The following is a 15151-nucleotide window of genomic DNA, read 5'->3' as shown; positions in this document are numbered from 1 at the left end:
CTATATAATGAGCACTCTAGCTACTTCACAGCCGGCTCTGCTACGCGGCTTTTTCTAACCAAATGGATTCCGGAGTTTTGTATTTTGGGGCGTAGTAAGTCAAGGGCTTGCATCTCCCACGAGCGCTCACTACCCGTCAGACGCACATCAGGCTGCACCCCAACTTTATCAATCTTTGTCCCCGCCGTGGTCAGATAGTGCGCCACCGTTAGCTTTACAGCTTGCTCATCATTCAAAGCTATCACCGACTGTACAGAGCCTTTACCGTAGCTCGTCTCCCCAATAATAGTTGCTCGATTTTGGGCTTGTAAGCTACTGGCTAATACTTCTGCCGCTGAAGCGGAATAACGGTTTTGCAAAATGGCTACCGGTAAAGACGCGAGTAACGCACTGCCTCTAGTCGATAAAATGCGCGGATCGCCTTGGCGTCCTTTGACTTGTACGACATCAGCATCATCCATAAACAGGCTAGCGACATCGACTGCCGAAGTCAGTACCCCACCCGGATTATCTCGTACGTCTAAGATCACTCCAGTTATAGGCGCGTCTAAATCTATAAGACTTTGTACTATTTTTTCACGTGTCGTTTCTTGAAACGCTGGCAATTTTACAATAGCCACGCCATCTGCCAAACGCGTCTCTATCATCTGTGCCCGAGTATGATTACGCTGTAGTGTCACCGCGCGCTTACGTCTCCCCGCCCTTGACACGATAACGTCGATTTGTGAGCCGGCAATACCAGTTAGTAGTTGTTTAATATCATTGGACTCGCGCTCATCATCAAGCTTAAAATCACCCACTTGATGTAAGTAATCCCCAACAGCCACGCCTTTTTTGTCAGCAGGTGAGTCTTTTATCACCTCGGTCACGACCCAATGATCAGCATCCGCTTTATAGAGCGCTTTGATACCGACATCACCAACATCGCCCTGGGTGAAAGCACGTAGATTTTCATATGCCTCAGCATCCAAAAACTCTGCATGACTATCAAGCTTGGTCAGCATACCGCTCATAGCATTATTGAATAAGGTCTCATCATTGACCGGCTCTATATATTCGCGGCGTACCAGATCAACAACAGCGACAAAGGTTTTAAGCGTCTCAGGCGAAATAGCTTTGAGCGATACCTTCGCCACCTCGCGCGGTATATCCTCATAGTTATCGTCAGCATCCTCTCCTAATAGATCGCTCGTACCCTCCCCAAAGGCATCAATATTATCAATGTCATCCACTATCCAGTCTTGGCTTTGATCAGGAACGCCAGTATCGTCTTCTAAGAAATCGTCAGTACTACTATCACTACTGCTGTTGGTCATCGACTTATTGTCTTGCAAGCTGATCAGTTGTAGATTTGCGGTAGAGTCTGTCTGTTGCTTTTGTTGCTCACTAGCTTCAGTCATTACCTTTATCCGGTCGTCATTGAGCGCAGCTTGCGTAGGCCCGCTAAACGCAAACACTCCTAATAGACAAGTGGTTAACATCGGTCGAAACGCTTGATACGGATTTATCATCATTTCTGAAAAAGGTTTTTTTAGAGCAGATAAAGGCATAGGAAGACTCACCTAAAAAATAAATATTTTCGTTATATAAGGCAACAACTATAAGATAGCTTAAGGCTATGATAAAAACCACTTAAAGTAATTTTAGTAACTAGTATATTTTTATAAAAGAAACTTTAAAAATCCTCAAAACTATAAGCGCGAAAGCTATAAAAAACAAAGCTTGCTGAGCGAAGCATGAAAAAGGGAAGAATAATCTCTATCCTTCCCTTTTCCTAGCTATAACTGATGTGATAACTTATCTTAAATTGTCTGTTATAAACACGATCTATGGCTACTCATTAATTTAAGCGGTAGCAATCAGTAAGTTTTCACCTGTCATCTCGCTTGGGATCTGTAGATTCATTAGTGATAGTATCGTTGGCGCGATATCACTTAATCGGCCGCCACTACGTACCTTAACATCCTTTTCACCAATATAAATAAGCGGGACATGCTCAGTAGTATGCTGAGTATGCACTTGCCCGCTCTCATAGTCCTGCATCTGCTCACAGTTACCATGGTCAGCGGTAATGAGCATATCACCACCAGCAGCGCGTACCGCAGCTTCAACGCGGCCGATACAGACATCTAAGGCCTCTACCGCCTTGACTGCAGCATCGAAAATACCCGTATGCCCCACCATGTCACCATTGGCATAGTTGACAATCAATACATCATACTTACCAGACTCGATAGCTTCAACGAGCTTATCAGTGACTTCCGGCGCACTCATTTCAGGCTGTAAGTCATAAGTGGCAACATCAGGCGATGGCACCAAGATACGCTCTTCTCCTGCAAACTCCTCTTCACGGCCGCCACTAAAGAAAAAAGTCACATGTGCATACTTTTCTGTTTCTGCAATGCGGAGCTGCGTCTTACTTTGATTTTGTAAGTACTCGCCTAGTGTATTGCTCAATGACGTAGGATAATAAGCGATGCTCGTTTTTGGGTTGTCCGCGAGCACGTCTGAGTATTTAGTCAACATAACAAAAGCGGCGAGCCTTGGCTGCTTATGACGCGCAAAACCTGAGAACTCATGATCAGGCAGTACAAAAGCTTGTGCCAATTCGCGCGCACGATCAGAACGAAAATTCATAAAAATAACCGCATCGTCATTTTCAACAGTGCAAGGCGTTTCGCCATGCTCGATAACGGTAGTTGGACTCACGAACTCATCTGTCTCGCGCGCTTTGTAGGCCGCTTGAATAGCGCCATCCGCCCGAGTTGACATACGCTCCGCTTTACCTTCGGTAATCAGCTCATAAGCTTTTTGCACTCTATCCCAGCGGTTATCACGATCCATCGCGTAGTAACGACCGATGATACTCGCTATCTGGACGTTTCCTTCGTAATGAGCATTGAGCTTATTTAAATACTCTCGCAAGCGATTAATATATTTATCCGCAGACTTAGGCGGCGTATCACGACCATCTAAGAAGCAATGTACAAAGACATTTTTGGCACCATGTACTAGCGCTGAGTGACACATACCTTCGATATGATCTTGATGCGCATGCACCCCGCCATCAGATAATAGACCCATAATATGCACATTACCGCCGAGTTCATTGGCCGCTTTAACGGCGCCCACTAGCGCTTCATTTTTATAAAACTCGCGATTAGCAAGCTCGCTTGAGATGAGCGTTGAGTCCTGATAAAGAATGCGCCCAGCGCCCAAGTTCATATGACCCACTTCAGAGTTACCAAACTGACCTGGCGGCAATCCGACGTCTTCTCCTGAGCCTGATATTAACCCATGTGGATACTGCTGATAAACCTGATCTAAATTTGGCATATTGGCGGCAGCAATAGCATTATCGTCACTTTCTTCACGATGCCCAAAGCCATCTAATATCATTAATACATGTGGCGTTTTCTTATCTTGCTGATCGCTGTGCTGGGTATTATCGTTGATAGACTCTGATGGTTGTTGCTTACTAGCCATAGATTACCGCTCCTCAAGTGAATGAAAGCCTGTACTGCTCAAATAGTGAAATACTGTCAATTGAATACCTATATGCAACTTAGCTCTATGGATTCAGACAATATAAAGTGCTCTATATTAGCACACATCTTGAAATTGCTGAAAAATTGGCTTTTTATCCTTTACTTCATTGATATATTAAAGCTATTTGAGCAGGCAATAAAGGGTATCAATCTGTAAATCAGACTTGCAATACCTTATTTCATTGGTTAAGATAAAACTATTCTGAAGTGTTGGCTAGTAGATGTTTATTCCCTGAGCCGATAATGCTTTACCAGGATGTGCTACCTATTGCTTCATTGTGTATGCCTGCACTGCTTGCAGTGTATCAGGAAACCTGCCGAGGCAATGACACATCCGCCCTGAACTTCACGGTTCATGGGTCACCATCTTACGGCGACACTTTGGTTGTTAGATTCGGTTAGGTGTTCTTATTTATAGTCAATAAAATGAGCACTCACCATCGAAAAGCCCCTATCTTCATGAGATAGGGGCTTTTTTTATGTGCAATAGAACTTTTTTAGACACCCTACTTTAAGCAAATTACAAAGTTATAGAAAAATAGCATTATAAAAAATAGAGAACTATTGGCTATTCGTCATTTGCAGATTTAGTAATTTTTTTGACGTCTTTTGGTACATTTTTGGCCGTGCCATCTACTGTTGTATGCTGTTTGAACACATCACCGAAAGGGTTTTGTTGCTGCTGACCAAATGGGTTTTGTTGATTACCCATGCCGCCGCCAAATGGATTCTGTCCACCGCCCATACCGCCAAACGGGTTTTGGCCGCCCATACCATTGGCGCCGCCCATTTGCTTAGCCATCATCTCCATCATCTTCTGCTGATTATTCATGACATAGTTATTGGCTTTGTCTTTAAGCAGCTTTTGAACCGGTGGCAAGACGACCAGTAACGCCAATAAATCGCTAATCACCCCAGGTATCAACAGTAAAATACCTGCAACCGCCATAGCGACACTTTTCATCATAGTAGACTCTTGCGGACGCATAGACGGATTCATCATACCGCCGGCCTTCATCTGCTGTGCCATCGGGTTGAGCGCGGTCATGCCTTTACGAATAAGCGAGATACCTATCACTGCGGCAATAATAAACCACATGAATACCAACCAGCCACTAGTGAACTGGGCAATCAAATACCAGACCAGCATCTCAATAATAAACCAAACAATGGCAATCCCAACTATCTGACCCATGACGTGTCGTCCTTAAAATAAACTTAAAAAATTAAAATGGCTAACATATGATGTATATGGGGATGGCTTGCTATACTATCAAACTTGTAGAGCATTTTTAAGTAAATAGTAAATCGAAAGAGAATATTAAATAAACCTAAATGCTAACAAAGAAACCAATAGCAAAACCATGCCAAAATAGTGGCAACATAGTGGAGAATTATGGCAATTATTATCGGAATCGATCCGGGCTCACGTATGACAGGGTACGGCATCATACGGCAAACAGGCGACAAACTGACTTATATTGATGCCGGCACCATTCGCACCGATACCAAAGAGATGCCCGAACGCTTAAAACGTATCTTCAATGGCCTAACCCGCATCACCCAGCATCATCTCAAATACGCTGATGAGCCTATTTATACCGCTATCGAGCAAGTGTTTATGGCCGAAAACCCAGATTCGGCGCTTAAATTAGGCCAAGCGCGCGGCGCTGCTATCGCGGCAATGGTAGCACTAGATTTGGAAGTCTCAGAATACACCGCTCGGCAAATAAAACAAGCAGTCTGCGGCTATGGCGCGGCCGCCAAAGAGCAAGTGCAAGATATGGTTTGCCGTATTTTGACTTTAGAGGTAGTACCGCAGCAAGATGCCGCCGACGGTCTTGCCTGCGCTATTTGTCATGCGCATTCTAGCCACTCAATGAACAAGCTGATTCTCAATAGCGCGCTAAGAGGCCGCGGCTCCTCAAAGAAAAAGGGCCGCTGGCGCTTAAGTGAAGAGGATTTAGGCAATCTAAATTAAGAGTGTGTGGTATATTTCAATAAATACCGCTTAAAAACTTTAAGCACAGTTTTTTTATTATAAAAAACGCGCTAATATCAGCACCTTTTTATGATCGTAGCGGCGCAGGCTTGCCAAGTTATAATTTACGAAAATAACTGCTTATTCAATGCTATCTACTACCGTACTTTCAATCACTCTATCTAGTACATAAGCGAATTCTGAATCAACATTATCTACTAATACGGTGTCGGTTTCTGTCTTAAAACGCTGCAAACGTAATATCTCATTATGCTGCCCATCATGCTGATAACCATCAATGCTACCAGCAAACTCGACATATTGCCCTTCGCTAGTTTTTAAGCCTTGGTCATCATAAGTAATTGGTCGTACTTGCAAACACATCTGCGTCTTATTGTCCTGACACAGTTTTGACTCAGCAGCGACTTCCCAAAATATAGTTTCGCCTTTACTATTATATTTGGCTTGTGAGGTCAGTCTACCCCTCCAAACTAAGGTACTTTCATCGCTAGTGACTTGGGTTAATGTTGGGGTTGCAGCGTTATTGGCACTAGCCGCTATACTTACTTGGTTCTCTCCTTGCATCAGTTGATTGAGCTTCATTTCAGCTTTATCAAGCTCACCACAAGACATTTTGGTACTCATACTTTCACTAATCTTCAATTTATCTTCCTTTAGCATAAAAGAAGCTCCCATAGTGTTGCAGCCAACGCTATAGTTCAAAGTATGATTGTTTTGCGAATTAATCAGCAGGGTCACTTGCTCTTTTATAGGTATAAGTGACGTAATCGGCTGCTGATTACTATCAGTCGCTGTATCTAATATCCAGCGGTAATCACTAAGCTTGGTCAATAGCTGATCTTCAGCACTTATTGACTCAGCAGTGGTATCGCTATCATTAGCGTCAACCTTGTCCATCCCTTCGCTCTCTTCAGTAGTCGCTGCACTGACAGAGTCATTATCTGTTACTGGAGAGTTATCACTACAAGCACTCAGAGTCATTGCTGCTGCTAGTAAACTGGGCAAAAAAGCGGTTTTTAGAGCAGCTCTCATATTTGGTTGGTTCATCATTGGTAGCATAGGCAACCTCTCTTTTAAAACAAGTCTAGATTTTTAGCAGATTTAGCGTTTAATAGTCAAATCATCTCTCATGATTATAGGTGCTGTGATAAATAATTTAAGTGATATTGATATTATTTATCACCATTCACCACATTTATCAAAATAAACAACTTTATCGGTATGTACTGAGCCGTTTATTATTTTTATATTTTAGGGCTTAGGAATCAGATTTAGGCTTTGCCATGACCTTTATTCCAAAACGCTCATGCATACTCTTATAGAAGCGTGCTAAGTTTTCACCTTGCTCTAAAGGATTGACTTTGAGGGCTTTACCGAAATCAAGACCTAGATACAGTACGATATCAGCGAAGGTGAGATGATCGGTAACTAGATAGTCGCGACCCTTAAGGACATTTTCAAAATAAGGCAGGGCTTTGACAGCGCGTGCGATGGACTGCTCCACAAATTCTGGCACTTGATCGACCCGCTTGGCTTTAGAAGGATGGCTGTGCTGAAACGCTAGCATATAATTGTACAACACCTCAAACTCAGCAATACGGCGCATGGCACAGACTTGCGCGCGCTGTACAACATCATTACCCATCACCGAGCGCTCGCCATAAACGCGATCGAGATATTCACAGACCGCCTGCGAGTCATTAAGTACGGTACCATCGCCTAAAGTCAGCACTGGCACGGTTTGCATCGGATTGATCTTAGTAAAAGACTCTGAAGACTGCTCATTGGCAGCAAAGTCAATATCGACCACACTCAAATCATCCATGTCGTCAACATCAATGCCTTTTGAGGCCAGTAGAATAAGTGCTTTACGTGGATTGGGTGCCGGGCGCGTAATATATAACTTTTTCATAGTAACTTCCCTGTAAGTGAATGAATTTGGATAAGTGCAGGGCTTTTAGAGCTATTAGATAGTATTTATTTTAGCTTTATAATTAGTGTAGCAGTACATAATAGCTAGCTTGCAATCCTTATAATAGCAAACCTGACTAAAACTTTTGCTACGAATAGTAAAAAAGCCCTACGACTTTATGTCATAGAGCTTTTGCATACTAAATTAGCTTAAACGAGCTTATTTATTGGGTGCTGGAGTGGTACGCAAATAAGGCTTAATTTCAGTATGACCTTTTGGATAGTTCGCAGCGATATCTTCATTTTTGACACTAGGTGGAATAATAACGTCATCGCCGTCTTTCCAGTCGACTGGGGTGGCGACATTGTACTCGTCTGATAACTGCATCGCATCAATGACGCGCACGATTTCATCAAAGTTACGGCCACAGCTGGCTGGATAAGTTAGCGTTAAACGCACTTTTTTCTTCGGATCAATAATAAATACGCTACGGACTGTTGCCGTGTTATCGGCATTAGGGTGAATCATGTCATAAAGATCAGCAACTTTACGATCAGAATCCGCGATGATGGGGAAATTCACGGCGGTACCTTGGGTCTCTTCGATATCTTTTGCCCAGTCATTATGATCGTCTAAACCATCAACTGATAGCGCAATGGGCTTGACATTACGCTTTTGAAACTCGCCGCCGAGAGCTGCTGTGCGGCCAAGCTCTGTCGTGCAAACTGGCGTGTAATCTGCAGGATGAGAGAAAAGCACTACCCAGCTATCACCTGCCCAATCATAAAAATTGATATTGCCTTCAGTCGTCTCCGCATCAAAATTTGGAGCGTCGTCACCTAAACGTAAAACTGCCATAATAGTATCCTTGTTATTAGTGTTTGAAATTATTAATGTTTCAGCGTCAGCGCCTACAGGGCTGCCACGCTGTATTGTTATCATAGCTATATAACGTTGTACAACTATATAGCTATATCTAGTAAACAAGCTTCTCTAGCTTACCAAAACAGTTATGAATGTCTTGTGAGAGATTGTAATGCGCTTATTCTGTTTATGCATTAATCTTAACATTTAATAATCAATGTCGATGATTAAACTACCATACCTGAATCCCATAAACAAAACTCGCCGAATCTACCACGTTTACTGACACCACCTGCAGCGCGTCCTGCTTCGGTTAATAGCAGCTCACCGTCTTTATCTTCTAAATATCCTGTCTCAAGCAACTTATCATTTAACTCCTTTGTTTTTAGCCCAAGCTCTTTGGCAAGCTTTGCGGTAGTCAATTTGGAATAACTAGGAGTGCCGACGTCTGCTGGCTTACTAGGACTCTGAGCGGCAGCGCTCGTAACCGGTTGGTCAGAAGGATGCTGACTATTCGTGTCGGATACTCCGTTTACTTTTTCCAGAGACATGCGCACCTCATCACTAATACGAATGATACGCTGCGCCTCTTCATAAGTGTCCGCATAAAGCTTAGCATCTTCATTACGATAGATGAGTACACCCATCTCATTGTTATTAACTTGGCTAAATTCGTAAAGGTTTAGGCTGGTAATAATGCACTCGTTCTCGTTGAGATAGCACTTGGCATGCAGGTTTTTGCAAAAGCTAGTACGAATAAAGGTTAGATTCTTTAACCAATTGATTTCTTCTGGATGCAAATCATTTTTACCATAGACAATACGGATATCAATTTTTAGACGGTTGCGATCTTCTAACAGCTCTTTGATACGCTCGTTTAATTTTAGATATGGACTTATGATAATCAGTCTATCTGAAGCATTTTTGATCAACTCTTCCAGGTGATAAGTCGTACCACTACTGTTCAAAAACTTTGCCATACTAATACCCTATAAATCCAAAATTACACTTTACTGATAATACTGCAAATAAAAGCCCATTCCTAGATTACTAGAAATGGGCTCATTTGCAAACTAATATTGATAATTAAGCTCGATACCTAAGCTGGATACTTAAGCTGGCTTATAACTATCGCGTAAGCTGACGATTTGATTGAATACTGGCTTATCAGCGCTGTGCTCCTCGCTATCTGAGATAAAATAGCCTTCACGCTCAAACTGAAAGCGAGTACCGGCGTCCGCATCCGCAAGCGATGGCTCCACGACCGCATTTAACACGGTTAAAGAACTCGGGTTCAATGCCTCATGCACATCACTTACGCTACTTGGATCTTCTGCGCTAAATAAAGGCTCATAGAGTCGTACCGTTGCAGGCACGCCTTGGCTCGCTGAGACCCAATGGATGACGCCTTTTACTTTACGACCTTCAGGGTTATTACCTAGAGTCGATGGATCGATAGTCGCTTTTAGCTCAACCACTTCGCCATTATCATCAGTAATGTGCTCAGTCACCGCGAGCACATAAGTATTACGTAAACGAATCTCAGGTTTTTCTGGAGATAAACGCTTATATCCTGCTGGCGGCTCTATTTCATAGTCGCCTTGATCGATATAAAGGGTTTGAGTAAAAGGAATCTCGCGCTCGCCCATATCGACATTAGGATGCTTAGGTTGGCTGAGCCACAAGGTTTGGCTATCTTCATCGAAGCGAGCGACTACGCTATCAGCTTTTAAATCTTGCCACTGGCTCACCGCCTCGATAAAGTTAGTAATCGTCACTTTTAGTGGTTTTAATACCGCCATACCTCGTGCGGTAGTAGTATCCAAAGATTGACGAATACTGAACTCTAACAAACGCATATCGGTGACGCCATCGGCTTTTGCGATGCCAACGCGCGCGCAGAAATCACGCAGCCCCTCTGGCGTATAGCCACGGCGACGCATGCCAGCCACCGTTGGCATACGCGGATCATCCCAACCTTCTACAATGCCTTCGTCAACGAGCTGCTTAAGCTTACGCTTACTGGTCAAAGTATGATCGACATTCAAGCGACTAAACTCATACTGATGCGGTGGCTGCTCAAAACCGATCTTCTCGACGATCCAGTTATAAAACGGACGATGATCTTCGAATTCTAACGTACATAACGAATGAGTAATGCCCTCGATTGCATCCGATAAAGGATGAGCAAAATCATACATCGGATAGATGCACCACTTATCACCCGTTTGATGATGCTCTTGATGCATGACCCGATAGATAATAGGATCGCGCATATTCATATTAGCATCAGACATATCGATCTTGGCTCGCAGTACTGCTTCACCATCAGCAAATTTGCCGTCTTTCATATCGGTAAAGCGTTGCAAATTGTCTTGGACGCTAGCATCGCGTTGCGGTGAGGGCGTGCCCACTTCTTTGAAGGAACCTCGGTTCTCTTTGATTTGTTCAGGAGTTTGCAAATCGACATAAGCATCGCCTTGCTCAATCAATTGCACCGCCCACGCATGCAGCTGATCGAAATAGCTGGACGCATGCAGTGCCTCGCCCGCCCACTCAAATCCTAGCCAATGAACGTCCTTTTTTATATTGTCAATATAGTCCTGCTTTTCAGCGGTCGGATTGGTATCGTCATAACGCAAATGACAAAGCCCGTCGAACTCTTCAGCGACGCCAAAGTTTAGGCAGATGGATTTGACATGACCTAAATGCAAATAGCCATTAGGCTCAGGAGGGAAACGGGTCACGATTTGCTCGTATTTTTGCTTTTTTATATCTTCACGAATGATATTACGAATAAAGTCGTTTTTCGGCTCATCTTTTTTTATATCGTTGCTCGCGTTATTACTAGGTTTGGCGCTCATTAATCATTGCTCCTAAGCCATTTATTAGCGGCTTGAATTGAAATAATTATAAAATTAAGAATAAAGGTAGAGTTGCGTTATTCTATCAGCTTTTGCAAACTCATTAACAGCTAGATACATGACATCAGGCAAAAAAGCCGTTAGACTGACCTCTAAATTAACACTGCCTCTTATGAGCGAAAAGGAATATCTATGCATGCTATCAAAACATTCGGGTTTGCCAGCTTATTTGCCCCTTTGTTTATACTAGGTTGTGCCAGCACCAATAACACAATGATTTCAGACACTCAGCCCAATTCATTTTCCAACACCAACAATCAGGAGACAACCATGAGCGATATGCCAGTAGTACAGTTAGAGACATCAATGGGTGATATCACTATTGAGCTCAATGAAGAAAAAGCGCCAAAAACCGTAGAAAACTTCTTAAACTACGTCAATTCAGGTCATTATGAAGGTACTATCTTCCATCGCGTTATTGATGGCTTTATGATTCAAGGCGGCGGTATGGACGCCCAGATGAATGAGAAAAAAACCAACGCACCAATCGAAAACGAAGCGGATAATGGCCTTAAGAACGATAAAGGCACGATCGCTATGGCGCGCACTCAAGACCCGCATTCAGCGACTAGCCAATTCTTTATCAATGTCAAAGACAACGACTTCTTGAACCACTCGGGCAAAAATATGCAAGGTTGGGGTTACACGGTATTTGGTAAAGTCACCGACGGTATGGATGTGATTGAAAAAATGCGCAGCGTTGCAACAGGTCGTTTCGGTATGCATGCTGATGTGCCAAACGAGCCTATTACTATCAACTCTGCTAAAGTCGTTTCTCAATAAGCAAACGCTAGCTGAATAGACCTCTATTTAGGATAGCTAATTAGGAAAATCATAAATGCAAACCTTTAATCATCTGATAACCACTCGCCCGCATGATATACGGCAAGTCTTGATTAGTGATTTGCATTTATCGCTTGATGAGCCTGCCTTGGTGCAGGCTTTTTTAGCGCTGCTTGATGACTGTCTCGCTTTGCCGAATCTTAAGCGCTTGTTTATCTTAGGCGACTGGTTTGAGGTTTGGCTTGGCGATGATGTTTATCTGTCCTTAACAGACGACGAAAGACAAGCGCATTGGCTAACCCCATTAATCATTAAGCTCAAACAGCTACGAGTGAATGGCTGTGAGATATTAGTCATGCATGGTAATCGTGACTTTTTATTAGATCGCGGTTTTCTCAATCTATTTGGCGGCGAGCTTATCGATGAGCCTTATGCCCTAGATGTTGGTGAACAAAAGTATCGCTTGGAGCATGGCGACGCACTGTGTAGCGATGATAAAAAGTATCAATGGTTCCGTAAAGTCATACGCCATCGCTTGAGCAAATGGTATTTACTCAATAAATCCCTATCGAGGCGCTTAGCTATCGCTGAGAACATCCGCGCTAAGAGCAAGCTCAATAACCGTACCAAAGACGCTTATATCATGGACGTTAATGAGCAATCTGTCGCCCAAGCGGTTGCTAACAATGACGCGCTACTGCATGGGCACACACATAGGCCTAATATCCATACAACGCTAAATAACAAAACTCGTTATGTGCTTGGTGATTGGCGTTATATCGATACAGATACGCGCCAGCCAAAAGTCAGCGCAGTAATTGGAGCGGTTGTAGCAGAGGCGCACTCAGCAGAGGCTGAATTTAGCTTAGTCGAGTTTATATACGCAGTATAAACCTAGCTAGCATAAACGCGTAACGAGTGCGTTATTTGGCAAATCTTATCCTAATAACAATGTTTACCTATAAAACTTACCGCTATAATAACTAGTATTTAAAACTAACCGCGCCCTAGCAAACCATATGCCTAAACACAATCTCGTTATCCTTATTCATGGTCTACATCAAGTGGCCTTTGTCATGCGGCCACTGGCCAAACGCTTGCAAGCACAAGGGTTTGATACTCATCAATTCAGCTATCGCAGCATGCGCGACAGTATCAAAACCAATAGCGCTCGCTTAAACACTTGGCTTGAGAGTCATCATCACCCTGATCAGCCAATCGATCTCGTTGGTCATAGCTTGGGCGGGTTGATAATCCGCGATTTTGTCGCTCACTATCCGCAGTGGCGCATTGGGCGCTGTGTCACTTTAGGTACGCCCCACTTGGGCAGCGTCAGTGGTGATTACAGTTGGCGATTAGTGCCTTTTATTGTCGGTAAATCATATGAGCAAGCTTTGGACGGCACAGTTGCATCTTTGCCTGACGATATTGAGCTTGGGGTTATTGCGGGTAATAAAGCGCAGGGCTTAGGTCAGCCGATTTTGAACTATCATAATCGTAAACTGCGCAAGGCTGATAGCGACATAGAAGATAAAAGCTTAGCTCATGACGGCACAGTGTATGTCACTGAGACTCAGCTTGCCGGCGCTACTGACCATATCATCTTGCCCGTCACTCATACTGGCATGCTAATGAGTAGAGAGGTCACGCAACAGTTGATCTGGTTTTTAGAGCACGGTAGGTTTAATCACGGAACGATTAAGCCTTAACTCCCATGCCCTGCTTAAGCTCAGTTTTATGCTCTTCAATAATAGGTATCAAAGTCTGTGTCACCCATTCATGACGCCAGCCTTGTAGCCTCTCTGGCAGATCAGCTAAGTCTTTATCATAAGCAATGACTTCATATAATTGATGCAGCCACTTTTTACGTATTAATACATTTGCTGGTATGCCGATCTTCTCTGACTGCTTGTCCACCACATGCTGTACAGCCTTGGCGAGTGCTTTATTCTTGGAGCGATAAGGCGCTGGCAGGCGATCTGGATACTCTGCCGGATGCTGCTCTTTTGCTTTTTTGATAACATTTAGCAACTCTTCTCCGTAGAGTCTGAGCATACTACGATGCATAGTGGTTTTGTGCGCCAGCTCGCGCATAGACTTAGGCTTTTCGGTGATAATCTCGCGTACCGCTTGTTTTTTTATCACAAAGGTGCGCGGCTGATTGGTGGCACGTGCCAACTGTTCACGCCAACTTGCCACCGCTTGCAGAATAGCCATTTGCTGCGTGTCATAGCGATAGTCCGCCATAGTAAGATACATATCTTCATCGGCAACCTGCTGGGAGTCGTACAGCTCTTGAGCATAGAGCTGACAATCGGCCCAGACATACTCGTACAAGCCTTGCTTTTTTAGCTCATATTCCAAGCTCAGATACAGTGCCGGCAAAAAACGCACATCATCTATCGCATACTGCTCTTGCTCATCAGATAGCGGACGACGCAGCCAGTCGGACTGACTTTGCTCTTTATCAATATGCATATCCAACTGATCATCTAGTGCTTGCTGGTAGCCCATCTGCAACTGACCGGTTAAATACGATAGCGCAATTTGCGTATCAAAAATATTAGTCAGCGGCGGGCAATCAGATAGTAAGTAAAAAATACCTAAATCTTCGCCACAAGCGTGCCAAATGGCAACCTCAACTGCGCTTAGCGCTTGCCAAAACTCCTGCAACTGTAACTGCGGGGCATCTAATAAATAGATATGAGCGCCCACGTTTATCTGCACCAAAGCTAAACGCGGATAATAAGTATCGCGCTTGATAAATTCAGTATCCAATGCCACTCGTCCGCAGCCTTCTAGCGCTGCAATGACGGAAGCTAATTGGGATTGCTCTTTGATCCAAGTTACCGGCAGCTCATCGGCACTATCTAGTAGCGCATCAATGTTTGGCTTGGAGGGTAAAGCGTTTGACGCAGAGACTGATTGATTATCGAGCGTCACTATAGAGCCATTATTAGTAGAAATATCATCTTGCGTAGTTGTTATCGTAGTTAAAGAAGGGTTGGGCACGGGCAGATACCTGCTTAAATTGAAAAGTTAATGAGTCGATTATAACAATATCAGAGTATTAATTGGGCTAGCGTTATTTATTTCAAAAAATACCACAAAACGATGC

General features: G+C 43.6%; 13 protein-coding genes and 1 other RNA gene. 5 read left to right on the top strand and 9 right to left on the bottom strand.

The window, feature by feature from the left end; genetic code table 11:
* Positions 1–20: 20 nt before the first annotated feature.
* Both ACTXGJ_RS06555 and gpmI read right to left on the bottom strand, forming a co-directional pair.
* Positions 21–1550 carry a S41 family peptidase gene (locus ACTXGJ_RS06555; protein WP_443565422.1) on the bottom strand — a complete coding sequence of 510 codons (1530 nt, stop codon included), beginning with the start codon at positions 1548–1550 and terminating at the stop codon, positions 21–23.
* A 295-nt stretch (positions 1551–1845) separates the two neighbouring features.
* Entirely contained in the window at positions 1846–3486 is a 1641-nt protein-coding gene (gpmI, locus tag ACTXGJ_RS06550) for a 2,3-bisphosphoglycerate-independent phosphoglycerate mutase (RefSeq protein ID WP_443565421.1), read from the bottom strand.
* 258 nt (positions 3487–3744) lie between these two features.
* Here gpmI and ssrS point away from each other — a divergent pair.
* A non-coding RNA gene (ssrS, locus tag ACTXGJ_RS06545) (6S RNA) lies at positions 3745–3938 on the top strand.
* Between the two features lie 178 nt (positions 3939–4116).
* Here ssrS and ACTXGJ_RS06540 read toward each other — a convergent pair.
* Positions 4117–4743, bottom strand: a complete 627-nt coding sequence (locus ACTXGJ_RS06540) for an FxsA family protein (RefSeq protein WP_443565420.1) — start codon at positions 4741–4743, stop codon at positions 4117–4119.
* A gap of 201 nt (positions 4744–4944) precedes the next feature.
* Here ACTXGJ_RS06540 and ruvC point away from each other — a divergent pair, with 201 nt between their 5' ends.
* Complete coding sequence (gene ruvC / locus ACTXGJ_RS06535; protein WP_439242468.1) at positions 4945–5529, top strand: crossover junction endodeoxyribonuclease RuvC; 585 nt, start codon at positions 4945–4947, stop codon at positions 5527–5529.
* Between the two features lie 141 nt (positions 5530–5670).
* Here ruvC and ACTXGJ_RS06530 read toward each other — a convergent pair whose 3' ends face one another.
* From ACTXGJ_RS06530 to ACTXGJ_RS06510, 5 genes are all read right to left on the bottom strand, one after another.
* A complete protein-coding gene (locus ACTXGJ_RS06530) occupies positions 5671–6600 on the bottom strand; it encodes an META domain-containing protein (RefSeq protein ID WP_443565419.1) in 930 nt (309 codons plus the stop codon).
* 208 nt (positions 6601–6808) lie between these two features.
* Positions 6809–7462 carry a glutathione S-transferase family protein gene (locus tag ACTXGJ_RS06525; RefSeq protein ID WP_443565417.1) on the bottom strand — a complete coding sequence of 218 codons (654 nt, stop codon included), beginning with the start codon at positions 7460–7462 and terminating at the stop codon, positions 6809–6811.
* A 219-nt stretch (positions 7463–7681) separates the two neighbouring features.
* Positions 7682–8320, bottom strand: a complete 639-nt coding sequence (locus ACTXGJ_RS06520; protein WP_439242474.1) for a peroxiredoxin — start codon at positions 8318–8320, stop codon at positions 7682–7684.
* 233 nt (positions 8321–8553) lie between these two features.
* Positions 8554–9306 carry a phospholipase D family protein gene (locus ACTXGJ_RS06515; protein ID WP_443565415.1) on the bottom strand — a complete coding sequence of 251 codons (753 nt, stop codon included), beginning with the start codon at positions 9304–9306 and terminating at the stop codon, positions 8554–8556.
* Between the two features lie 132 nt (positions 9307–9438).
* Complete coding sequence (locus ACTXGJ_RS06510) at positions 9439–11190, bottom strand: glutamine--tRNA ligase/YqeY domain fusion protein (protein ID WP_443565414.1); 1752 nt, start codon at positions 11188–11190, stop codon at positions 9439–9441.
* 330 nt (positions 11191–11520) lie between these two features.
* On the opposite strand from ACTXGJ_RS06510, the gene ACTXGJ_RS06505 reads away from it, so the two are divergent.
* The 3 genes from ACTXGJ_RS06505 to ACTXGJ_RS06495 all read left to right on the top strand — a co-directional run bounded on the left by ACTXGJ_RS06505 (position 11521) and on the right by ACTXGJ_RS06495 (position 13742).
* Positions 11521–12033, top strand: a complete 513-nt coding sequence (locus ACTXGJ_RS06505; protein WP_025647344.1) for a peptidylprolyl isomerase — start codon at positions 11521–11523, stop codon at positions 12031–12033.
* A 55-nt stretch (positions 12034–12088) separates the two neighbouring features.
* Complete coding sequence (locus ACTXGJ_RS06500; protein ID WP_443565413.1) at positions 12089–12925, top strand: UDP-2,3-diacylglucosamine diphosphatase; 837 nt, start codon at positions 12089–12091, stop codon at positions 12923–12925.
* A gap of 127 nt (positions 12926–13052) precedes the next feature.
* A complete protein-coding gene (locus ACTXGJ_RS06495) occupies positions 13053–13742 on the top strand; it encodes a lipase family alpha/beta hydrolase (protein WP_439242480.1) in 690 nt (229 codons plus the stop codon).
* On the opposite strand, the gene ACTXGJ_RS06490 is transcribed toward ACTXGJ_RS06495, so the two are convergent.
* Complete coding sequence (locus tag ACTXGJ_RS06490; protein ID WP_443565412.1) at positions 13732–15045, bottom strand: ribonuclease D; 1314 nt, start codon at positions 15043–15045, stop codon at positions 13732–13734. The two genes, ACTXGJ_RS06495 and ACTXGJ_RS06490, sit on opposite strands and share 11 nt — an antisense overlap.
* Positions 15046–15151 lie beyond the last annotated feature (106 nt).

Source organism: Psychrobacter sp. 1Y11, assembly GCF_052259045.1.
In the GTDB taxonomy this organism is placed as follows: Bacteria; Pseudomonadota; Gammaproteobacteria; order Pseudomonadales; family Moraxellaceae; genus Psychrobacter.
Note: the sequence above shows the minus strand (reverse complement) of the source record. Positions and strands in the feature narration are given on the sequence as shown.